Below are 22,183 nucleotides of genomic sequence, written 5' to 3' on the forward strand. Positions count from 1 at the left end.
GGTTTCAGCGCAGGCTGCCGAACAGGCCCTGCGGACGCACGGCCAGCACGATCAGCATGACCACGAACACCACCATCCCCGCGCCGTCCGGGTACACCAGCTTGGTGATGCCTTCGAGCACGCCCAGGCCGAAGCCGGCCACGATCGCGCCCACGATCGAGCCCATGCCGCCGATCACGACCACCGCGAAGACCACGATGATCAGCTGGGAGCCCATCAGCGGGTTGACCTGGTAGATCGGTGCCGCCATCACGCCGCTGAAGCCAGCCAGCGCCACGCCCAGGCCGTAGGTGAGCATCAGCATGCGCGGCACGCGCACGCCGAAGGTCCGCACCAGGTTCGGGTTCTCGGTGGCGGCGCGCAGGTAGGAGCCGAGCTTGGTCCGCTCGATCACGAACCAGGTCAGGATGCACATCCCCATCGAGGCGGCGATCACCCACAGCCGATACCAGGGGAAGAAGGCCATCGGCGTGTCCAGCCCGCCCGCGATCGGGTTCGGATAGGGCTGGCCGGTGGCGCCGAACTTGTAGCGGAACACGCCCTCCAGGATCAGCGCGAAGCCGAAGGTCAGCAGCAGCGCATAGACATGGTCGATGTGATAGAGCCGGCGCAGCAGGGTGCGCTCGAGCGCGACGCCGCTCAGCCCGACCACCAGCGGCGCCAGCACGAGCGCCCACCAGTAGTTCAGGCCCAGGTACTCCAGCAATCCCCAGGCGACGAAGGCGCCGAGCATGTACTGCGCGCCGTGGGCGAAGTTCACCACCCGCAGCAGCCCGAAGATGATCGCCAGGCCCAGGCTCATCAACGCATAGAGCGAGCCGTTGATCATGCCCACCAGCACCTGGCCGGCGACGGCGGCCAGTGGGAATCCAAACAAGGTGTCCGGCATAGGATGTCTCTTTGTTTTCTTGGTTCGCGTCAGACGCCCAGCAGCGCCTCGATGCGCGCGTGGTCGGTGGCCAGGGTCTGGCGGTCGAAGTGCTCGGCGACCCTGCCCTCCTCGATCACGTAGAAGCGGTCGCCGACACCCGAGGCGAATCGGAAGTTCTGCTCCACCATCAGGATCGTGAAGCCGCGCTGGCGCAGGATGCCGATGGCCTCGCCGATCTTCTCGATGATCACCGGCGCCAGGCCTTCGGTGGGTTCGTCCAGCAGCAGCAGCTTGGCGCCGGTGCGCAGGATGCGGGCGATCGCCAGCATCTGCTGCTCGCCGCCCGAGAGCCGCGTGCCGGGGCTCTTGCGGCGCAGCTTGAGGTTGGGGAACAGCGTGTAGATCTCGTCGATCGTCATGCCGCCGGGCATCAGCACCGGGGGCAGCAGCAGGTTCTCCTCCACGTCCAGGCTGGCGAAGATGCCGCGCTCCTCGGGACAGTAGGCAACGCCCAGGCGGGCGATGTCCTCGGGTGCCATGCCCTGGGTGGGGCGGCCGTCGATCGCGATGTGGCCCCGGCGCTTCGCGAGCAGGCCCACCACCGCGCGCAGCGTGGTGGTCTTGCCGGCGCCGTTGCGCCCGAGCAAGCACACGGCCTCCCCCGGCTGCACCACGAAGTCGATGCCGTGCAGCGCCTGCGTCTCGCCGTAGAAGCCGGTGAGGCCGCGTACCTCCAGGCAGGGCACGTTCTGTTCAGGCATGGGCGCCTCCCACGTAGGCTTCGCGCACACGCGCGTCGTTCGAGACTTCGTCGTAGCTGCCTTCTGCCAGCACCTCGCCGGCCTGCAGCACGGTGATGCGGTCGCACAGCTCGGCCACGACTTTCATGTTGTGTTCCACCATCAGCACCGTGCGGTCCCGGGCCACCTGCGCGATCAAGCGCGTCACCGGCCCGATGTCCTCGTGGCCGAGGCCGGCGATCGGCTCGTCGAGCAGGATCAGCTCGGGCTCCAGCGCCAAGGTGGTGGCCAGCTCCAGCGCGCGCTTCCGACCATACGACAGGTCGGCGGCGCAAAGGTCCGCGTAGGGCTCGAGGTTGACCGCGGCCAGCAGTTCGCGCGCGCGCCCGGTATGGCGCTCCAGCACTCGCGCACTGCGCCAGAAGGCGAAGGTGCCGCCGGCCTTGCGCTGCAGCGCCACGCGCACGTTGTCCAGCACGCTCATCTGTCCGAAAACCGCCGAGATCTGGAAGGAACGCACCATGCCGCCGATCGCCACGCTGGCCGGGTCGCTCTTCGTGATGTCGCGCCCGTTGTAGTAGATGCGTCCGGCGCTGGCCGGGATGAAGGTGGTCAGCAGGTTGAAGCAGGTGGTCTTGCCGGCGCCATTGGGCCCGATCAGGGCATGGATGCTGTGGCGCCGGATGTTCAGCGACACGTTCTTCACGGCATGGAAGCCGAGGAACTCCTTGCTGAGCCCTTCGGTGCGAAGGATGCAGTCGGTCGCGTGTGCCGGGTTCGTCACGCCAGGCTCCGGTCGTCGAACAGCACCTCCGGCAGGCCGCGCACGCCCAGTCCGTGGAAGGCGAACAGCGCGCCCGCATCCGGATGGTCGCTGCGCAGCAGGTTGCCGGTGTTGCGGATGCTGGTGAGATACAGCACATCCAGGTCCGGCCCGCCGAAGCAGGGGCAGGTCGGGAACGGCGTCGGCACGTCGAGCAGCGTCAGCAGCTGGCCGTCGGGCTGGAAGCGGCCGAGCTTGCCGCACTGCACCAGCGCAATCCACAGGCAGCCCTCGGCATCCACCGTGGCGCCGTCGGGCGCCGACCCGTGCGCCTGGGTGCTGAAGAGCGTGCGGCGCGGTCCGACCGCCCCGGTGTCCGGGTCGTAGTCGACCACGCTGACATTGCCGCTCAGGCTGTCGGCGTGATAGAGCCGGCGGCCGTCGGGACTGAAGCAGGTGGCATTGGCCAGCGCGATGCCGTCGAACAGCGGCGTCACGCTGCCGTCGGTCTCCAGCCGGTAGTAGCCACTATCGGTGTCGTGCCGGCCCATCACCATCGAGCCGGCGACGAAGCGGCCCTGGCGGTCGGTGCGGCCGTCGTTCATGCGCATGGCCGGGCCTTTGTGCCGTACCTCCGCCAGCCGCCGCACGCCGCCCGTCGACAGGTCCATCAGGTGGAAGCCGTCCTCGAGCGCCAGCACCAGCCGGCCGCTGCACGTGAGCGCGATCGATCCGACGTCGCTCGGCGTGCGCCACTCGCTGTACCGGCCTTGCGACATGCGTCGCACCAGCCTGGCCTTGGAATCGACCCAGTACAGCGACTGGTCGCGCGCATCCCACAGCGGGCACTCGCCCAGCCGGTCGCGCGTGTCGCCGATGATCTCTTGTCGTACGCTCATGTGGCCCCCCCGCTCGTGCTCACTTCTTGACGAAATCGCAGCCGCCTTCGGACAGCGGACGGAACACCTTCTCGGCCGGGATCGCGGCGCCCACCGTGTAGAAGTCGTTCTTGCCCTTGGACTGCGCGGGGCTCTTCACCTCGACCGGATAGACCGGGCGCATCACCTGGCCGTCCTCGCGGATCTTCACGTCCTTGGACATGAAGTCGTTCACCGGCGTGGCCTTCATCTTCTCGACCACCGCCGGGCCGGCGTCGCTGCCCGCCGCCTGCACGCCCTTCAGGTAGTGGGTCACGGCGCTGTAGACGCCGGCCATGATGTAGGTCGGCACCACGCCATTGTTGCGTTCCATGAAGCGCTTGCTCCAGGCCCGCGAGGCTTCGTCCCGGTCCCAGTAGAAGGGCACGGTGATGTTCAGGCCCTGCGCGGTCTCCAGGCCCATCGCGGCGACGCTGTTGATCGTCATGCCGAACACGCTCACGCTCTGGCCACCCTTGGTGATGCGGAACTCGGCCGCCTGCTTGAGGGAGTTCGACAGGTCGAGCCCCGCGTTCAGGATCACGATCGCCTTGGCGCCGCTCGACTGCGCCTGCAGCAGGTACGAGGAGAAGTCGGTGGTGCCCAGCGGATGCTTGACCGAGCCCACCACCTTGCCGCCGGCCTGTTCGATGAAGCGCGTGGCCTCGGTCTGCAACGCCGCGCCGAAGGCGTAGTCCACGGTCACGAAGAAGAAGGTCTTGATGCCCTTGTCGATCAGCGTCTGCACGCCGGCCTTGGGCAGCGAATAGGTGTCGACCAGGAACTGGAAGGCCATCGGCGAGCAGGCCTTGCCGGTGAGGTCGGAGGTGACGGTGCCCGCGATCAGGTAGGGCTTCTGCTTCTCCTTCATCAGGGTCTGCACGCCCAGTGCGATCGACGAGGCCGAGCCGCCGACGATCGCGTCCACCTTGTCGGCCTCCAGCCACTTGCGCGCGGCGTTCAGCCCGACGTCGGGCTTGTTCTGGTCGTCCATGGTCAGCAGCTCGACCGGCTTGCCGTTGACCTTGCCGCCGAAGTCCTCGATGGCCATCTTGGCGGCAAGCACGGAGCCGGGTCCGCCGTTGCCGGAATACGGGCCGCTCAGGTCGCCCATGAGGCCGATGCGAACCACGTCGTCCGAGATCTGGGCCTGGGCCAGGCCGGCGATCGCGGCCAGCCCGGCCGTGGCGAGCACGGCGCGCAAGGCCGCGATGGAGTGCCGAAAGTTGTTCATTTCTGTGTCTCCTGCTGTCGTTGGTGAAGGCTTGGCCGGGTGTCAGGCGCGGCCCGAAGGCAGCGCCAGGATCTGCTTGGCGAGGATGTTGCGCTGGATCTCGTTCGAGCCACCGAAGATGGCGGGCATGCGCGAGTCCAGGTACTGGTTCATCACGTCGGCCGCGATGCCGCCGATGACCACGTCGTCGACCTGGCCGCCGTGGTCGCCCGCGAGCTGCACCAGTTCGTCCGTGATGCGCTGGTAGGTCTCGGTGCCCCAGACCTTGAGGTAGGACACTTCGGGACCGAGCTCTTCGCCGCCGCGCAGCCGCCCCATGAAAAGCTCGAACGCGGCCTTGAGATCGCGCACGTCGAGCACCAGCTGCGCATAGCGGTCGCGGAAGTCGCCCGCGGCGAGTGCATTCGTCGCCTCGGCCAGCCGGTCGAGCTGGGCCAGCGCATATTCGCACTGGCGCGGCGTGCCGAAGAAGATGCGCTCCTCGCGCAGGAACGAGTTGGCAACGCTCCAGCCGTCGTCGATGCGGCCCACGACGTTCGAAATGGGCACTCGGACGTTGTCGAAGAAGACTTCGCTGAACTCGCCCTCGCCCTTGAGGTTGACGATGGGCCGCACCTTCACGCCGGGTGACTTCAGGTCGATCAGCAGGAAGGTGATGCCGCGCTGCTTGGCGCCGTCGACCTTGCTGGTGCGCACCAGCGCGAACATCCAGTCGGCCCCCGGACCCAGGGTGGTCCAGGTCTTCTGGCCGTTGACGACCAGGACATCGCCGTCGCGCTCGGCCCGCGTGCGCAGGCTGGCCAGGTCGGAGCCCGCGTTCGGTTCGGAGTACCCCTGGCACCACATGATCTCGCCGCTCAGCACCCGCGGCAGGTGGTAATCGATCTGGGCCGGCGTGCCGTGCATCAGCAGCAGCTTGCCGATGGCGAGGCCGTGATCCGGAATGCGCGCGCAGCCGTGGCGTGCGATCTCCTCGGCGTAGATCACCTGCTTGGTCGCCGACAGGCCCATGCCGCCGGCGGTCTTGGGCCAGGCGGGCGCGAGCCAGCCCTTCTTCGACAGCGCCTGGTACCAGTCGGCGATGTCGGCGTAGTAGGCGCGCTTTTTCATGAAGCGCTTCTCGGGCGGGTAGTTGGCGGCGATCCAGGTCGCCAGCACGCGACGGAACTCGTCGTCGGGCAGCTCGGCCACGTCGACGCCTTCAGGCACCACCAGGGGCGAGTTGTCGGACTGGCGCACGCGGCCGCTCTTCATCAGCTGGTCCAGGAACCGGGCGCGCTGCCAGAGCGGATTGCCGAGCCAGGCCGACAGCGCCAGCGCCCGCTTCAGGCACAGGCCGATGTCGGTTTCATCGGCGATGCCCATGCCGCCGTGGAGCTGGATCGCGGTCTTCGCGACCCCCAGCGCCGTGGCGCCGGCGCGAGCGCGCGCCGCGCGGACCGACTGAATGCGCGTGGACTCGTCGGCCGGGCGCGCCCAGTCCAGCAATGCGTTCTCGGCCGAGGCGCGCGCCAGCTGGCAGTGCATCCACATGTCGACCATGCGGTGCTGCAGCGCCTGGAACGACGCGATGGGCTTGCCGAACTGGACCCGCTGCGAGGTATAGGCCACCGTGGCTTCCAGCGCCCGCTCGGCCACGCCGACGAGTTCGAAGGCGCTGGCCAGCCGGGCCAGCTCGATCGCCTGCGCGACCGAGTCGCGCACCGCCGGGCCGCTTGCGAGCCGGGCGTCGGCCGCAAGCGCGAGGCCCTCGACCTCCACTTCGCCGAAGTCGAGTCCGTCGACGGTGCGGGTCGTGCGGATCGCGGCGGGCTGCGTGATCCAGAACAGCGCCGGGATGCCGTCCTCCAGCGCGTAGACGAGGAAGCCGTCGGCAGCGTCGGCCAGCGGCACGAAGCACTTGGTCGCGCCTTCCAGCCGCCAGCCCTCGCCGCTGCGGACGGCGCGCATCCGGACATCGTTGATGTCCAGCGCGCCGGCGGCTTCCTGCCAGGCCAGCGCCGTCAGCGTCCGGCCGTCCAGCACCTGTTCGAGCAGCGCACGGGCGGGCGCCGAGCCGGTGGCGAGCGGCACCAGCGCCTGCACCACCATCAAGCCACAGGCGACATAGGGCTCCGGCGCCAGGCCGCGCCCCAGTTCGCTGGCGATCAGCATCGCCTCCGCCGCGCCCAGGCCGTGGCCGCCGAGCGACTCGGGGACCAGCACGCCGCTCCAGCCCGCCTCGGTCATCTCGCGCCAGACGCTGCGGTCGAAGGGAATGGCCTGGTCGCGCAGGCGCCGCACGCGCGCCGGGGCCGGGTGTCTTTCATGGAATGCCTGCACGCTGTCGCGCAGCATCGTCTGGGTTTCGTCGAGATGGGTCATGGGTTGGGAGCCTTGGTGCTGCGCGAACGTCGCGCGCCTCATTCGGCCGGGCCGCTCGCGGCCACGTCCGTCGGAAGCTGGTGAGATCTGAACTGTTCGCGCAACTTGAGCTTCTGCAGCTTGCCCGTGGCGGTATGCGGCAGCGCGTCCACGAAGACCACGTCGTCGGGCATCCACCACTTGGCGACCTTGCCGGACATGAAGGCCAGGATGTCCTCGCGCGTCGGCTGCGTGTCGGTCTTGGGCACGATCAGGAGCAGCGGGCGCTCCTGCCAGCGCGAGTGGGCCACGCCGATCACGGCGGCCTCCTGCACGTGGGGATGCGCCACGGCCGCGTTCTCGAGGTCGATGGACGAGATCCATTCGCCGCCGGACTTGATGACGTCCTTGGAGCGGTCGGTGATCTGCACGAAGCCGTCGGGGTCGAGCGTGGCGACGTCGCCGGTCGGGAACCAGCCCGCGGCATCGGTGGCGTCGCCGTCGCCGCGGTAGTAGCCCGAAGCGACCCAGGGCCCGCGCGCCTTCAGGTCGCCGAAGGCCTTGCCGTCGTGCGGCAGCGGCCGGCCGTCCTCGCCGAAGATCTCGATCTGCACGCCGTAGATGGCGCGGCCCTGCTTGGCCTGCACGTCGTAGCGCTGCGCGAGCGCCAGCTCGCGGTGCTTGTCGAGCAAGGTGCCGATGGTCGCGAGCGGGCTGGTCTCGGACATGCCCCAGGCATGGATCACGTAGGCGCCGAAGAGCTCCTCGAACTTCTGGATCATGGCGCGCGGCGCCGCCGAGCCGCCGACGATCAGCCGTTCGAGCGCTATCTCCGACAGGTCGAGCGCGGCGCGGTTGCGCTCGATGTAGTCGAACAGGCCCAGCCATACGGTGGGCACGCCCAGCGAGAAATTGCAGCGCTCCTCGCGCAGCAGGCGATAGATGTTCTCGCCCGACAGATGGGGGCCGGGCAGCACCAGCTTGGCGCCGCACATCGCGCCTGCATAGGGCACGCCCCAGGCGTTGACATGGAACAGCGGCACCACCAGCAGCACGCTGTCGCGCGCCGAAATGGCCAGGCCGTCGGCCGCGCAGGCGGTGAAGGAATGCAGCACCGTCGAGCGGTGGCTGTACAGCACGCCCTTCGGGTTGCCGGTGGTGCCCGAGGTGTAGCAGAGCGACGAGGCGGTGTTCTCGTCGAACACCGGCCATTCGAGATCCGGCGACGCGTCGGCCAGCAGTTCCTCGTAGCAAAGCAGGTTGGGCAGCTTCACGTCCGGCATCTGCGAACGCTCGCAGAGCGCGACGAAGCCCTTCACGCGGCCCAGCTGAGGCGCCAGCTCGGCCAGGGTCGCCGCGAAGCTGAGGTCGAAGAAGACATAGCCGTCCTCGGCATGGTCGACGATGTAGGCGATCTGCTCCGGAAAAAGCCGCGGGTTGACCGTGTGCAGGATGGCCTGCATGCCCGAAACGCCAAAGTACAGCTCCAGGTGGCGGTGCGTGTTCCAGGCCAGCGTGGCGACCCGGTCGCCCGCGCCCACACCCAGATGCGCCAGCGCATTGGCCAGGCGCTTCGCGCGCTGCTGCACCTCGCGCCAGTTGCTGCGGTGGGTGCTGCCGTCCGGCATGTGGCTGACGATCTCGCGGTCGCCGTGGAAGGCCGCGGCATGGTCGATGAGTCCGGACAGCAGCAGGGGATGCTGTTGCATCAGGCCGTTCATGAAGTCTCCTTGGTCCGATCCGGTTCAGTGGTAGCTGCGCCCGCCGTCGACCGCCAGCACGATGCCGGTGACGAAGGAGGATTCGGCGCTGCTCAGGTAGAGCGCGGCCAGCGCGATCTCGTGCGGCTCGCCGATTCGGCCCAGCGCGTAGCGCGGGCCGACCTGCTCGCGCAGTTCCTCGGGGCTGTAGCCGCCGCGCACCATGGGCGTGTCGACCGCACCGGGGCAGACGGTGTTGACGCGCACTTGCGGTGCCCATTCCATCGCGAGCGAACGGGTGAGCGAGATCACGCCGGCCTTCGAGGCCGCGTAGGCGCTGCGCTGCTTGAAGGGCGCCAGGCCCTGGCCCGACGCGAAGTTGACGATGGTGCCGGCGCCGGCCTCGCGCAAGTGCGGCAGGCAGGCGCGGCAGACGATGAAGCTGCCGGTGAGGTTCACCTCCAGCACGCGCTTCCAGTCCGCCAGGCTCACCTGGTCGGCCCAGTCGGTGTTGGCGATGCCCGCGGCGTTGACCAGACCGTCGAGGCCACCGAAGGCTTCGGCGGCCTGGGCCACCGCGCGTTCGATGGCGTCGGGGTCGGTCACGTCGGCTTCGAGGCAGAGCGCCTCGCCCGGCAGGCCCTCCGGCCGCTGCCGGTCCAGCGCCGCGACCCGCGCTCCGGCGCGCAGGAAGAGTTCCGCCACCGAGCGGCCGATGCCGGAGGCTGCGCCGGTGACGAGGATGCGCCGGCCGGCGAGGCGGCCCTCGACCTGCAGGTCGGCGAGCGCCAGGGGTGCGTGTGCTTGCATGGTCTCAATCCGCCTTGATGTTCTTGTCCCGGATCACCGGGCCCCAGCGTTCCGCCTCCGACTTCAGGTAGGCGGCGAATTCGGCCTGGGTCATGGGCAGCGGCTCGACGCCCGCGCGGTCGATGGCCTCGCGCATGTCCGGCGTGTCGAGCACCGCCCGGATGTCGGCATGGAGCCGGCTCTGGATCGGCTTCGGCGTGCCCTCGGGCACCAGCACGCCGAACCAGCTCGCGGTCGCGAAGTTGGCCAGCTCGGGCACGCCCGATTGCGCGATCGGCTTGAGATCGGGTGCCAGGGTCGACGGCTTCAGCGAACTGATGCCGAGCGCCTTGAGCTTGCCGGCCTTGACGAAGGCCAGCGCCGCCTTCGAATCGAACATGCCCTGCACCTGGCCGCCGATCAGGTCGTTCAGGCCCGGGCCGTTGCCCTTGTACGGCACGTGGACGATGGGGACCCCGATCTGCGAGGCGAACAGTTCGGCACCGATGTGCGGGCTCGAGCCGTTGCCCGACGAAGCGAAGCTGAAGGGCTTGCCCGAGGTCCTGATGTACTTCACCAGCGACGGCACGTCGTCGGCCGGTACCGAGGGATGCACGAACAGGATGGCGGGCGCGACGGCGATCATCGCCAGCGGCTCCAGCGCGCTCTGCTTGTAGGGCAGGTTGGCCATCATGAACGGGTTGGTGGTGAAGCCGAAGCTGGTCACCAGCAGGGTCCGGCCGTCCGCCGGCGCACGGGCCGCGGCCGCCGTGCCGATGACCGTGCCGCCGCCCGCGCGGTTGTCCACGATCACCGGCTGGCCCCAGCGCTCGGCGAGGCGCTGGCCCAGGGCGCGGGCCAGGTTGTCGGTGAGGCCGCCCGCCGCATAGGGCACGATCAGCGTGACGGGCCCCCCGGGAAACGGCGGGGTCTGCGCAGCCGCCGGCAGCGCGGCCAGCGCGGCGACTGCCCACAGTGCTGTCGCCGCAGCCCTTCTCCAAAAATGACTTGCCGGCCGGTCAGTGAGAAAAGCGAAAAAGGTGGAAAGCATGGTTCTCATGGTTCAGACCTTGGCTGAGCGGGCCGCGCGCGGCCGGGCGGCTGCCGTGTCCGCCGGACGCGCTTCGGCGAGCAAGCCGTGCAGCGCCATGTCCAGGAACTGCCGCATCACCTCGGTGACGCCCAGGCGGCCATCGGGCCGGTGCCAGTTGGTCATCTGGTTCAGGCCGGACAGAAGAAAGCGGCCCGCGATGGCGGGATCGATGGCGCGCACCTCGCCGCTGGCGATGCCCTCCGTGATGCACTGCCGCAACAGGTTCTCGTAGCGGTCGCGCAGCGCGATCGCGGCCAGGTGCTGCCCTCCCCTGCCGCCTTCCCGGAAGGCCCGGGAACCGGCGATCCACCGATCGCGCGCCAGGTCGAACACGTCCGCCGAGGATTGCATGAAGGCGCGGATGCGCGCCGTCGGCGAGTCCGCGGCGGCCACGGCGGCGGACACGTCGTCCACCAGGGACTGCATCGACTCCAGCACCACCCGCTCGTACAGCGCTTCCTTGTTGGGGAAGTAATAGTAGAGCGCGGCCTTGGTGATGTCTGCGACTTCCGCGATGTCCCGCATCGAGGTGCGCTCGTAGCCGTCGCGCGCGAACAGGCGGCGCGCGATGGCCAGCAGCTGGTTCTCGCGCGTGTCCGGTGCATCGGCCGCCGCCGCGCGGGCGGCTGGCGATGAAGCGGTTCGGCGTTGGGACATGGCGATGCGAACGGACGGTGGAATGCGGACGACGCGCCTGGCTCAGCGTCCGGTGAAGACCGGCTTGCGCTTCTCGAAGAAGGCGCGCTGCGCTTCCTTGGTGTCTTCGGTCTTCGACAGCGCCACCGTGTTGCCCTGCTCGTAGCGGTAGGCGTCGCGCGGCGGCATCGTCAAGGTCATGCGCGCGGCTTCCTTGGCCAGCCGCACCGCGATCGGGCTCTTGGATGCGATCTCGCGCGCAATGCCCATCGCATAGGGCATCAGCTCGGCCGCCGGCAGGCAGGCTTCGACCAGGCCGAGCCGGTACAGCTCCTGCGCCGACACCTGCATGCCCGTATAGAACATGCGGCGCGCGCGCGACTGGCTGAAGAACTTCTGCAGGAAGGTGACGCCGCCGGCCAGGCCGACGTTGATCTCGGGCATCGACACGTAGGCGTCCTCCGAGGCGACCCAGATGTCGGACCCCATCACCAGGCCGAAGCCGGCGCCGAGCGCGGCGCCGTTGATGGCGGCGATCACGGGCTTGGAACATTCGACCACCGCGTAGTAGGACTCGCGCACCAGCCGGTTGTGGCGGCCATAGGCACCCGGCGTGGCCGCCAGGTTGGGCCGCTCGCGGATGTCGGCGCCGGCCGAGAACAGCTTGCCGCTGCCAGTCAGCACGATGGCGGCGACCTCGTCCATATCGCTGAGCGTGTCGAACACCTCCGTGATCTCCGCCCGCATCTCGGCGTTCTGTGCATTGACCGGCGGGCGGTTCAGCGTGACGACGGCGATGCCGTCCTCGATCGTCAGGGTGAGTGTCTTGAGGTCCATCATGCGTGTTCTTTCGGGTTGGGGTTGACGGGGGCTTGGCGCATGGAGATCAGGGCATCCAGGCACACGCCCCCCTGGGGCTTGACGACGAAGGGGTTGATGTCGATGCCGGCCAGGTGGTCGGCATGGCGCAGCGCGAATTCCGACAGCCGGCTGAGCGCATCGGCCAGGGCTCGCGTGTCGCAGGCCGGGCCGCCGCGCCAGCCCTTCAACAGGGCCGACGAACGCACCGCGTCGACCAGCGACATCGCCTGCGCGGGCGTGAGCGGCGCGGAGGCGAAGGCCACGTCCTTGAACAGCTCGACGGCCGTGCCGCCGAGGCCGAACATGACCATTGGCCCGAACACCGGATCCATGTGGACGCCGATGATGGTCTCCACGCCGCCGCGCACCATCGGCGCGATCAAGACGCCATCGATGCGGGCCTGCGGCGCGCGCTCGGCCGCACGGGCCATCAGCGTGTCGTAGGCGGCAGCCACCGCGCCGGCGTCCGCCAGGCCCACGAGCACGCCGCCGACCTCGGTCTTGTGCGGAATGTCGGCGGAGACGATCTTCGCGACCACCGGGTAGCCCATGCCGTCCGCGGCGCGCGCGGCCGACGCGGCGCTGGTGCAGGTCTGCTCGGGCAGCACGGGGATGCCGGCCGCGCCGAGCAGCGCCTTGGCTTCGGCCTCGGTCGCGGCCTGCGGCAGGGGCTCGGAGCCGCTGGCGGCGGGGCTGTCGCTTCGCATCTCGCGCCGCAGTCTGGCCATCCGCGCCGCACCGGCGACCGCGCGCACCGCGCGGGATGGATCGGCGAAGACCGCAACGCCCGCGGCCTCGAGCCGCTCGGTCACGCCCTGCTCGGACAGCATCACCAGCACCAGCGGCCGGTCCGGATGCGCCGCCCGGATCTCGATCATCCGCTGCTCGGTCGATGCGAAACGCGACGGCGACAGGCCGACGTGTGCCAGGTAGGCGAACAGGGTGCCGAAAGGCGAGCCGGGCAACAGCATCGCATCGAGCACGCGGGCCACGCCGTCGGGCACCGCGGTGACCTGCGCGGTGGTGTCGTAGGGGTTGGCCGGCACCGCGAAGGGCAGCAGCTCGCGCAGGGCGTCGGCCGAGCCGGTGGTGAGCGGCGGCAGCACCATGCCGAGCTCGGACGCGTCGTCCGCCATCAGGATGCCGATGCCGCCCGAGCCGGTCATGATGCCGATGCGCTCGTTGGCCGGCAGCTGGCCGGTGACGGCGCACAGGTGCGCGATGTCGAGCATCTCCTCGATCGAAGCCGCGCGGTGCGCGCCGCATTCGGCGAACACGGCGTCGTAGATCGCGTCGTTGCCTGCCAGCGAGCCCGTGTGCGTCGCGGCGGCGGCGGCGCCGACCTCGGTCCGGCCGATCTTCATGATGACCACCGGCTTGCCGGCGGCGGCCGCCTTGCGCAGCGCCGCGCGCAGCCGGGCACCGTCCTTGCAGGCCTCCAGCGCGGCGCAGATCACGCGCGTGTCGGCGTCGTCGGCCAGGTAGTCGATGCATTCCGCCACGTCGACGTCGGCCTCGTTGCCGGTCGCGATCACGCGGCTGAGCCCGATGCCGCGCAAGGTCGCCATGCCGTACGCGGCCGAGCCGAAGGCACCGCTCTGCGTGGCCATGCCGATCACGCCCGGATTGGGCCGCAGGCCGTTCAGCGCGGTGGAGAAGGTGGCGTAGAACTTGGCCGAAGGATTGAGCAGCCCGAGCGCATTCGGGCCGACCATGCGCATGCCCGCTTCCTTGCAGATGCGCACCAGCCGGGCCTGCAATTCGGCGCCCGCCGCATCGGCCTCCGCGAAGCCCGCGGTAAAGACCTGGACCACCTTCACGCCCTTGCGGGCGCAGTCCTGCAATGCGGCCTCGACGCCCGGCACGGGCACCGCGACGATGGCGTGCTCCACCGCGCCGGGCACGTCGGCCAGGCTGGCGAAGGCGGGCAGGCCCTGGATCTCGGCGGCGCCGCTGCGGTTGACCGGGTACAGCGCGCCGGCGAAGCCCGCCTCGACCAGGAAGCGAAGCGGCCGCCCGCCGATGCGCTCGGGGTCGGACGACGCGCCGATGATGGCCACCGACGACGGGAAGAAAAGCGGATGGAGCGAATGCATGAGAGTGACGTCGGTTCAGAGAAACGCGTGCGTCACGCCGCCGTCGATCAGCATCGATTCGCCAGTCATGAAGCCGCTGTCGTCGCCCGCCAGGAACACCGCGGCGTTCGCGATGTCCTCGACCTGGCCGAGGCGGCCCACGGGCGTGCGCGCGATGCGCTTCGCCATGCCGGCTTCGTCGACGTTGATGCTCACGCCCTCGGTCATGATGGTGCCGGGCGCGATGGCGTTGACGCGGATCTTCTTCGGTCCGAGTTCGACCGCAGAGGCCCGGGTCAGGCCCAGCACGCCGGCCTTGACGCCGCAGTAGATCAGTCCGTTGGGCATGCCGAGGAAGCCGGCCGCCGAGGCAATGTTGATGATGGAGCCGCCACGGCCCTTGGCCATCAGGCCGGCGGCGACCTGCGTGCCCCAGACCACCGACTTGAAGCCGGTCGCGACCATGCGATCGAGCACCTCGGGCGTGATCGCGTCGATCGGGCCATAGCGCACCCAGATGGCGTTGTTGACCAGCACGTCGAGCCGGCCGTGGTTGCGCTCGAGCATGGCGACCGCCGATTCGAAGGTGGCCCGCTCGGCCACGTTGCCGGCACAGGCCACGGCCTGCCCGCCTTGCGCGCGGATCGCCTGCGCCGCGCGCTCGGCGTTCTCGGCCTTGATGTCGAGCACCGCGACGATCGCGCCTTCGGCGGCGAATCGCTCGCAGATCGCTCGTCCGATGCCTTGTGCGCCGCCTGTCACCAGGGCCACCTTGCCTTCCATGCGTAAAGCCATGCTTGTCTTCCGTGCTCTATTTGCAGAAAATTCTACCGGCCGGTTAGTAAGTGGATAAAGCGTTTTTGACTAGGAGATACCCTATGGACCGTAACGAGATGAACGCCAGCGTGGTCGAGCTGATGGACCGCGAGGCCATCCGCGAGTGCATGTTTCGCTATTGCCGCGGCATCGACCGCCAGGACGAAGCTGCCCTGCGCAGTGCCTATTGGCCAGACGCGACCGACCGCCACGGGCCCTACCAGGGCAGCGCCACGGGATTCGTCGACTGGGCTTTGGAGAAGTTGCGCACCCAGGGCGAGCGTTCGGTACACATCGTCGCCAACCTGTCGATCACCCTGCGCGGCATGCAAGCCGCGGTGGAGACCTACTTCACGGCCCTGCAGCGCGACCGCGACGCGCAAGGCATCGCGCGCGAGGTCTTCCTGGCCGGCCGCTACCTCGACCGCTTCGAGAAGCGCGGCGAGGAATGGCGCATCGCGCAGCGCACGGTGGTGTACGACTGGGTACGGCCGCTGGGCACGCCCGAGGGCACCGAGGCGGAGCGCTTCGGTCCGCGGCAGCCGATCGGTGGGGTGCGGGGCGACGATCCGGTCCATGCGCTGCTGGCTGCAATACAGCAGCCAACGAGCCAGGACGACCCCGGGTCAGCGAGAAATCTCTGAAGAAGCGCGGCTCAGGGTTTCGGCGCCGCGCGACGGCCCGCGGCCTTCGCGCCCTTGGCCGCGCCCGGCGCATTCATCCCGACCAGGATGATGTCGAGATACTGCTCGATCACCTGGCGCGGCTTCAGCCGCCCGTCGGGCTTGATCCATCGCGTCATCTGATTGAGCGTCGACAGCAGCAAGCGCCCCGCCGTCGCCGCGTCGAGTTCGCGAAACTCGCCCGAGGCCACGCCTCTGGCGATGCAGGCACGCAGGAGCTTCTCGAACCGGTCGCGGCGGCCGACCGCGGCTTCGCGGATTTGTGGACCCATGCTGGACCAGAAGACATTGGACCCGGCGATCCAGGCGTCGGGCGCTTCCGCGAAGACATCCGCCGCGGTCAGCATGAAGGCGCGCACCTGCTCGGTCGCGCCTTCGGCCCGCTCGACCGCGTCGCTCACGCGATCGATGAGCGCCTGGAGGTTGTCGACGACGATCTGCTCGTAGAGCGCTTCCTTGTTCGGGAAGTGATAGTAGAGCGCGGCCTTGGTGATGTGCGCTTGCTCGGCGATGTCGCGCAGCGAGGTGCCGGCGTAGCCATGGGTGGCGAAGAGGCGGGATGCGATCTCGATCAGCTGGGTCGGGCGGTCCTCGACCGTGGCGCTTGCGCCCGCCTTCGTCCGTGCTGCTCTGTCGGTTGCCATCCATGCCCTCTTTGATGGCCGTGAATATACTTCATGGCCTTGGGCGTGTTCACCCTAGCCTACTCCAGCTTCATGCCGGCACTCTTGACGAGTGGCCCCCACTTGTCCCGCTCGGTGCGGGCGAAACGCGCGAGGTTGTCGGGCGTTCCGCCGGCGGCTTCGTGGCCGAGTTCGAGCAGACGCTGACGCGCTTCGGGCAGCGCCAGGATCTTGGCGATTTCCGCATTCAGCTTCTGGATGATGGCGGCGGGTGTTCCGTGGGGCGCATAGAGGCCGTTCCAGGCGATCACCTGGAAGCCCTCCAGCCCCTCGCCGGCCGCCGGTGGCGTACCCGGCAGAAGGGCCGAGTCCTTGAGCGAAGTCACAGCCAGCGCCTTCAACTTGCCGCTCGCGACAAAGGGTCGCGCCGCGCTCGCAGTATCGATGGCGACCAGCACCTGTCCGCCCATGAGATCGGTCATCGAGGTGCCTGAACCTTTGTAGGGGACGGAGCGCATGACGATGCCGCTCTGCTTCTGGATCAGTTCCAGCACCAGCCGCGAGGTCGTGCTGGGCAGGCCGACGTTGACGACGTCGGGCCGCGCCTTGGCGTCCGCCAGCAGGTCGGCCATGGTCTTGTAGGGCGCATTCGGGTTGGCCAGGATCACCATCGGAAAGGTGCTGACCAGCGCCACCGGCTCGAAGTCCTTCTCCGGGTCGAAGGGCATCGACGGATAGAGGAACTGGTTCAGCACATGGGTTCCGTTGGTTCCCATGAGCAGCGTATAGCCGTCGGGCGCAGCGCGCGCCACCTCGGCGGCCCCGATGTTGCCTCCGGCGCCCGCGCGGTTTTCGATCACCAGGGCTTGGCCCAGCGCGCGGCCCAGATGCTCGGCCAGGTACCGGGTCGCGACATCCGTCCCCTGCCCTGCCTGGTAGGGAACGATGACGCGGATCGGCTTGGTGGGATAGCTTTGCGCCGAGACGATGGAAGAGGTCCAGAGCGCGACCAGCGCGATCAAGAGGCTGAGGATCCGATTCATGACTTTGTCTCCGTTGCTCGTTATAGGTGCGATTGCCGTTGTTCAGGGCGCTTCGCCGAGAAGCTCTCGGGCATGCTGGTCCAGGCGCGGCGGAGGCCGACCCGGCCGGCCCGGTGTTCGCGACAGGCGCACCGGGACACCGATGCCCCGGTAGCCGTCGCTGCTCACGCTCATGCCCCGATGCGACGCATGGGCCTGCGCGAACGCTTCGGGCACCGTGTGCACCGGCCCGACCGGAACACCCACCCGCATCAGGGCGCTGCACAGGGTTTCCCGTTTCCACCCGGACAGCGCCGCCTCGATCTGCTGCCGCAACGCGTCGCGATGTTCGAGGCGCGCGGCATTGACCGCGAAACGCGGGTCGCTCGCGAGCGCCGGAAGCGCCATCACGGCGCAGAACTTGGCGAACTGCCGGTCATTGACGATGCCGAGAAAAACCAATCCGTCCTGGCAATGAAACTTGTCGTAGGGCGCGATGTTCGGATGCGCGCTTCCCAGCAGGCCGGGCACCTGGTCCGAGTGCATCCAGTTGGCCGCATGGGGCACCAGCAAGCTCAATGCCGAATCGAACAGCGTCGCTTCGACGCGTTGCCCGAGGCCGGTCCGGTCGCGGTGATGCAGGGCGAGCAGGATGCCGGTCAGCGCGGTATAGCCCGTCAGGTGATCGACGATCGGAATGCCCATCCGGGTCGGGCCGGACGAGGGCTCCCCATTGATGCTCATGAGGCCGCACATGGCTTGCAGCACCGCGTCGTAGCCTGGCAGGCCGCCCAGCGGCCCGTCCGCGCCGAAGCCGGAAATCGAGCAATAGATCAAACCGGGAAAACGCGGCTTCAGCTCGTCCTCGAAATCCAGCCCCCAACGTTGCATCGTGCCGGGAACGAAGTTCTCGACCAGCACGTCGGCCCCTTCGAGAAGACGCATCAGCGTCTCCCGGCCCTGCGGGACTGCGAGGTTCAGCGCGATGCCGCGCTTGCCTCGATTGACCGCCGTGAAGTAGGCCGCGTCGCCGTCGTCGTTGAACGGCGGCCCGAGCGTCCGCGTCTCGTCGCCCGACGGCGGCTCGACCTTGATCACGTCGGCGCCATGGTCGGCAAGCATCTGGGTGCACAAGGGCCCGGCCAGCACCCTGGACAGGTCGATCACCCGCAGCCCGGCTAGCGCCCCGCGCCCGTTGGCACTTCGCTCTGGAGTATTTGGCATAGCTGATCCGAGAGGCAACGCCCGAGGCGATGCCGGTTTGCCACCTGGCCTTCGCCCCCGGCAAGGGGGCGAGGCGACTCAACCGCGCGTCGGCAGTTCGACGACGCCCGAGCCGATCACCGACAGCTCGTCGTCCTGGTTGTGGGCCTCCTGGGAGATCTCCACCAGGTGGCGCCCGTTCTCGATGAACTTGCGCTTCACGAAACCCTTGATGAACAGCATGTCGCCTTCGGGGTTGTGGCGGCGGATCTTGCAGTGCGCCTTACGCAGGAAGCCGTCGTCGCCCATCCAGTTGGTCAGGTGATGGGTGAGCCACGACGTGCGCTCCGGACCGTAGTCGTAGGCGCCGGGGGCACCGACCTCGAGCGCGAAGTCCTCTTCCCAGTGAACGCGTTCCGGCACGTCCGGGATGCCGAAGCGGTTGGTGATGCCGACGCCGGGGTGGGCGTCGATGAGCTTCCACGCCAGCTTGTTGGCGCGGATGTACAGGCCACCCCAACCCTGCGCATAGGCGATGAATCCGGTCACGGTCATCGGGCCCTTGAACATCACCGGCAGCGCCTCCCCTTCCTTCACGTCTTCCCAGTAGCGGGGCGTGGCGCCGCGCACTTCTTCCTTGGCGTAGAGCTTGTACGCCTCCTGGATTTCCTCGGTCGTGTAGCGGCGCGGCGCCCGGGCCCGCACCTCCTTGTACTTGCTGCCTTGCTCGCGGGCATGGTCGCGCTCGGTGCGGAAGCACCAGCTGTCGGCCTCGGCCACCTTGTCGCCTTCCTGGTTGAAGAAGTCGACGTGGTAGGTCTGCTGGACGGCGCGGCCGGCGAAGCGGGTCTGGTGCTCGACCAGGTCCTTCAGGTAGGCCTCGGTCCGGATGGTGTCGTTGCGGTGGACCGGCTTGTGCCATTCCCAGTCGGCGCCCGACCACATGGCATGAACACCCGGCAGGCCGCCGACATAGCCGGAAACGATCCGGCTGGTGGAGAACAGGAAGCTCGGCAGGGCGATGAGGCCGGCGTACTTCGTCTTCGCCGCGTAGTCCGGGTCGCACCACAGGGGATTGTCGTCGCCGATGCCGTGCGCGTAGTGCCGGATGTTGTCGCGTGTCGCCTCGTAGCACCACGGCTCGGCGGTGGCGCCGATCTTCTGGCCGATGCGCTCGCGCAATTCGTCGAGGCCGTTGTCGGTGATCTTCGGGAAGCTTCTTTCGGTGGTGGTGGACATGCCGTCTCCTGTTGATTGAAAGGGTCTGAGGGGGTGGATTACGAATGGGTCGAAGCGGCGGCGGCCTCTTGCTCGCGCAGCTTCTTCCGGTGGATCTTTCCGGCGGGGGTCTTTGGCAGTTCGGCGACGAACGCCACTTGCCGCGGGTACTCGTGCTGGCTCAGGCGCGTGCGAACCGCGTCCTGGATCTCCTCGATGAATGTCTCGCCGGCGGGGCGGTCCGAGACGACGAAGGCCTTCACGACCAGTCCGCGCAGCGCGTCGGGCACGCCGATGGCGGCGGCTTCCTTGACGTCGGGGTGCTTGAGGATCGCGTCCTCGACCTCCACCGCACCGATCGTCCAGCCGGCCGAGATGATCACGTCGTCGGCCCGCCCGCCATGCCAGAAGTAGCCGTCGGCGTCGACCCGGCCGAGGTCCTTGGTGGCGACCCATTCGCCGCGGCGCCACAGCTTCAGCTCGCCGACGACACCGGGTGCGCAGGGATGGCCGTCGATGTCGTGCACTTCGACCCGAAGGCCCGGAATCGGCTTGCCGAGCGATCCCGACTTGACGGGGAAGTCCGGCGCGCCGGGATAGGACACCAGGCAGACGCCGATCTCGGTCGTGCCGTACATGCTGCAGGCCTTGTGGCCGAAGGTGGTCTCGATGAACGCGGCGGTCTCGCTGTCGATCGGCTCTCCGGTGAACGACAGCTTGTCGAGCACGTAGCGATGCTTCGACGCGGCACCCGAGTTGCGCATCATCCGGTAGTGGGTCGCCGCCGCCGACAGGTTGTTGAACCGATGCGCCTCCAGGGCCTGCAGCAGCCGCTCGCCGCTGAATCTGCCTGCATAGGCGCCGATCGTCACCCCCATGGCCAGCGGGGCCAGCGTTCCGTGCCAGAGGCCGTGCCCCCAGGCCGGCGACGACGGACACATGAAGCGGTCACCCGGGCGCACGCCGGTCCCGTAGAGCGCCGCGAGCATCAGCGTGACGATCGCCCGGTGCGTGTGCTTGACGGCATCCGGGAGCTCCCTGGTGGTGCCTGAGGTGTACTGGAAGATGGCGAGATCGTCGGCTCGGGTGCTGGTGTCGAAGCGCGACGGGAAGCGATCGAGCGATGCGATGAGGGCATCGTCGGCGACCGTTACGCGCAGGCCCTCGAACCCGGCCACGACTTCCGCCTTCTCGAGGTTCGTCACGAGCAGCTTCGGCTGGCAGTCCTGCACCCGCAGACGGATGCCGTCCGGGCCGAACAGCGTGAACAGCGGGACCGCGATGGCGCCCGCCTTCATCGCGCCGAAGATGGCGGCGTAGAACGCCAGCGACGGCTCGAGCATCACCGCCACGCGATCGCCCGGCTGGATTCCCTGCTCGACGAGGAAGTGGGCGAAGCGGGACGAAGCTTCGGAGATCTGCCGGAAGCTCAGAGTCTGGTCCTCGCCGTCGGCCCGAACGAGGACCACGGCCGCGTTGTCTCCATCGACATGACGATCGATGCACTCGTGCGCGATGTTCATGCGCTCGGCGTCGCCGTCGAAAAGCGCCCACAGGCCGGCGCTGCTGCAGCGCGATTGCGCATCCGCATAGGAAGTGAATTGCGTCAGTTTCGTCATCGCTGTCTCTCGTTTGCTCTTGATGGAGAGACTTTGCGCGTCTGCGTTTTAATTGTCAATAGCGTCTATTAATTGTCTATGTACAATTTGAAAAGGACTTCGGGCACTGCTCATGACGTGTCGATGCCGGCCGACGGAGGCCAAGTCAAAGCGTCGTATGCTTCGCCAACCCAGTGAACCGCCCCTTCTCCATGCCTGTCGCAGCACCCGCATCACCGTCCGCCAAGGGCCCTCGCGTTCGTCCCGTGCCCGCCGTCTCGCGCGCGCTTTCCATTCTTCGTTTGTTGGCGGGAAGCCCCGAGCCGATGACGCTCAAGACGATTTCGGAAGGACTCGATCTGGTCACCAGCACCTGCCTTCACATCCTTCGCGTTCTGGTCGACGAAGGAATGGTCAAGCTCGAACCGGGAACCAAGCGGTACAGCCTGGATGTCGGCGTGTTGTCCCTCGCGCGCAGCGTGGTCGAGAACAATCCGTTCCCTGTGCGCGTTCAAAGCGCGCTCGACCGGATCGCCGAGCGATGGAACGTCACCACCATCGGCATGAAGGTCTCGGGCCTCGACGACCTCGTGGTGCTGTCCCTGGCGCGATCGAAGGGGCCGTTTCGCCTGTACGTCGAAGTCGGCAGCAGGGTGCCCGCCCTCACCAGCGCGACCGGGAGACTGGTCGCTCACTATTCCGGCTTGAGCGACAGCGAGCTGCGCCGCAGCTTCAAGTCACTGAACTGGGAGAACCCTCCTTCGTTCGACACCTGGCTGAAGGAAGTGAAGTCGGTGGAGCAAAAGGGATTCGCGGTCGATCGCGGCAACTACATCAACGGCATTTCCGTGCTGGCCGTTCCGATCCTCGATTCGCAGCGCCGCATCGGTCACGCGCTGGCCGCGCTGGGCCTGGCGGACACGTTGACCGCATCGACCTTGCGATCCCTCGCCGTCGACATGCAGGTCGAAGCCGCCGCCCTGGCACAGTGACTCCGT

The 22,183-nt window shown here is 68.3% G+C and carries 20 protein-coding genes; 2 read left to right on the forward strand and 18 right to left on the reverse strand.

Annotated features, from left to right (window positions below):
* Window positions 1–4: 4 nt before the first annotated feature.
* From QTI68_RS31475 to QTI68_RS31535, 13 genes are read right to left on the reverse strand one after another with little or no spacing between them, the layout of a single operon-like run.
* Entirely contained in the window at window positions 5–889 is an 885-nt protein-coding gene (locus tag QTI68_RS31475) for a branched-chain amino acid ABC transporter permease (protein WP_286527190.1), read from the reverse strand.
* A gap of 29 nt (window positions 890–918) precedes the next feature.
* On the reverse strand, window positions 919–1,632 hold the full coding sequence (locus tag QTI68_RS31480; RefSeq protein ID WP_286527192.1) for an ABC transporter ATP-binding protein: 714 nt from the start codon (window positions 1,630–1,632) through the stop codon (window positions 919–921).
* Complete coding sequence (locus QTI68_RS31485; RefSeq protein ID WP_286527194.1) at window positions 1,625–2,395, reverse strand: ABC transporter ATP-binding protein; 771 nt, start codon at window positions 2,393–2,395, stop codon at window positions 1,625–1,627. The genes QTI68_RS31480 and QTI68_RS31485 overlap by 8 nt, the downstream gene beginning before the upstream one ends.
* Window positions 2,392–3,273 (reverse strand): SMP-30/gluconolactonase/LRE family protein, encoded by an 882-nt coding sequence (locus QTI68_RS31490; protein WP_286527196.1) that lies wholly within the window; start codon window positions 3,271–3,273, stop codon window positions 2,392–2,394. Before QTI68_RS31490 ends, QTI68_RS31485 begins: the two co-directional genes overlap by 4 nt.
* A 19-nt stretch (window positions 3,274–3,292) precedes the next feature.
* Window positions 3,293–4,525, reverse strand: a complete 1,233-nt coding sequence (locus QTI68_RS31495) for an ABC transporter substrate-binding protein (protein WP_286527198.1) — start codon at window positions 4,523–4,525, stop codon at window positions 3,293–3,295.
* Between the two features lie 42 nt (window positions 4,526–4,567).
* A complete protein-coding gene (locus tag QTI68_RS31500) occupies window positions 4,568–6,889 on the reverse strand; it encodes an acyl-CoA dehydrogenase family protein (RefSeq protein ID WP_286527200.1) in 2,322 nt (773 codons plus the stop codon).
* Window positions 6,890–6,927: 38 nt separating this feature from the next.
* Window positions 6,928–8,589, reverse strand: coding sequence for a 3-(methylthio)propionyl-CoA ligase (locus QTI68_RS31505; protein WP_286527202.1), 1,662 nt, complete (start codon window positions 8,587–8,589; stop codon window positions 6,928–6,930).
* A 24-nt stretch (window positions 8,590–8,613) separates the two neighbouring features.
* Entirely contained in the window at window positions 8,614–9,378 is a 765-nt protein-coding gene (locus QTI68_RS31510; protein WP_286527203.1) for an SDR family NAD(P)-dependent oxidoreductase, read from the reverse strand.
* A 4-nt stretch (window positions 9,379–9,382) separates the two neighbouring features.
* Window positions 9,383–10,408 carry a tripartite tricarboxylate transporter substrate binding protein gene (locus QTI68_RS31515; RefSeq protein ID WP_286527204.1) on the reverse strand — a complete coding sequence of 342 codons (1,026 nt, stop codon included), beginning with the start codon at window positions 10,406–10,408 and terminating at the stop codon, window positions 9,383–9,385.
* 12 nt (window positions 10,409–10,420) lie between these two features.
* Window positions 10,421–11,107 carry a TetR/AcrR family transcriptional regulator gene (locus QTI68_RS31520; RefSeq protein ID WP_286527206.1) on the reverse strand — a complete coding sequence of 229 codons (687 nt, stop codon included), beginning with the start codon at window positions 11,105–11,107 and terminating at the stop codon, window positions 10,421–10,423.
* Window positions 11,108–11,149: 42 nt separating this feature from the next.
* Window positions 11,150–11,923 carry an enoyl-CoA hydratase/isomerase family protein gene (locus QTI68_RS31525; RefSeq protein ID WP_286527207.1) on the reverse strand — a complete coding sequence of 258 codons (774 nt, stop codon included), beginning with the start codon at window positions 11,921–11,923 and terminating at the stop codon, window positions 11,150–11,152.
* The gene (locus tag QTI68_RS31530; protein ID WP_286527208.1) at window positions 11,923–14,043 is read right to left on the reverse strand and encodes an acetate--CoA ligase family protein; all 2,121 of its coding nucleotides are present in this window, start codon (window positions 14,041–14,043) and stop codon (window positions 11,923–11,925) included. The genes QTI68_RS31525 and QTI68_RS31530 overlap by 1 nt, the downstream gene beginning before the upstream one ends.
* 15 nt (window positions 14,044–14,058) lie before the next feature.
* A complete protein-coding gene (locus QTI68_RS31535) occupies window positions 14,059–14,817 on the reverse strand; it encodes an SDR family NAD(P)-dependent oxidoreductase (RefSeq protein ID WP_286527210.1) in 759 nt (252 codons plus the stop codon).
* Between the two features lie 83 nt (window positions 14,818–14,900).
* Here QTI68_RS31535 and QTI68_RS31540 point away from each other — a divergent pair, with 83 nt between their 5' ends.
* On the forward strand, window positions 14,901–15,482 hold the full coding sequence (locus QTI68_RS31540) for a nuclear transport factor 2 family protein (RefSeq protein ID WP_286527211.1): 582 nt from the start codon (window positions 14,901–14,903) through the stop codon (window positions 15,480–15,482).
* Between the two features lie 11 nt (window positions 15,483–15,493).
* Here the strand turns inward: QTI68_RS31540 and QTI68_RS31545 are convergent, their stop codons facing one another.
* The 5 genes from QTI68_RS31545 to QTI68_RS31565 form a co-directional block, all read right to left on the reverse strand.
* Window positions 15,494–16,165, reverse strand: coding sequence for a TetR/AcrR family transcriptional regulator (locus QTI68_RS31545; protein WP_286527212.1), 672 nt, complete (start codon window positions 16,163–16,165; stop codon window positions 15,494–15,496).
* A 59-nt stretch (window positions 16,166–16,224) separates the two neighbouring features.
* Window positions 16,225–17,187, reverse strand: coding sequence for a Bug family tripartite tricarboxylate transporter substrate binding protein (locus QTI68_RS31550; protein ID WP_286527215.1), 963 nt, complete (start codon window positions 17,185–17,187; stop codon window positions 16,225–16,227).
* Between the two features lie 42 nt (window positions 17,188–17,229).
* Window positions 17,230–18,390, reverse strand: coding sequence for a CaiB/BaiF CoA transferase family protein (locus tag QTI68_RS31555; RefSeq protein WP_286527218.1), 1,161 nt, complete (start codon window positions 18,388–18,390; stop codon window positions 17,230–17,232).
* 78 nt (window positions 18,391–18,468) lie between these two features.
* Complete coding sequence (locus QTI68_RS31560) at window positions 18,469–19,608, reverse strand: FAS1-like dehydratase domain-containing protein (RefSeq protein WP_286527219.1); 1,140 nt, start codon at window positions 19,606–19,608, stop codon at window positions 18,469–18,471.
* A gap of 38 nt (window positions 19,609–19,646) precedes the next feature.
* A complete protein-coding gene (locus QTI68_RS31565) occupies window positions 19,647–21,206 on the reverse strand; it encodes an acetate--CoA ligase (protein WP_286527222.1) in 1,560 nt (519 codons plus the stop codon).
* Window positions 21,207–21,451: 245 nt separating this feature from the next.
* Between QTI68_RS31565 and QTI68_RS31570 the strand changes: the two genes are divergently transcribed.
* A complete protein-coding gene (locus QTI68_RS31570; RefSeq protein WP_286527224.1) occupies window positions 21,452–22,177 on the forward strand; it encodes an IclR family transcriptional regulator in 726 nt (241 codons plus the stop codon).
* The last annotated feature ends 6 nt before the right edge of the window (window positions 22,178–22,183 follow it).

It is taken from the genome of Variovorax sp. J31P207, assembly GCF_030316965.1.
GTDB lineage: Bacteria > Pseudomonadota > Gammaproteobacteria > Burkholderiales > Burkholderiaceae_C > Variovorax > Variovorax ginsengisoli_B.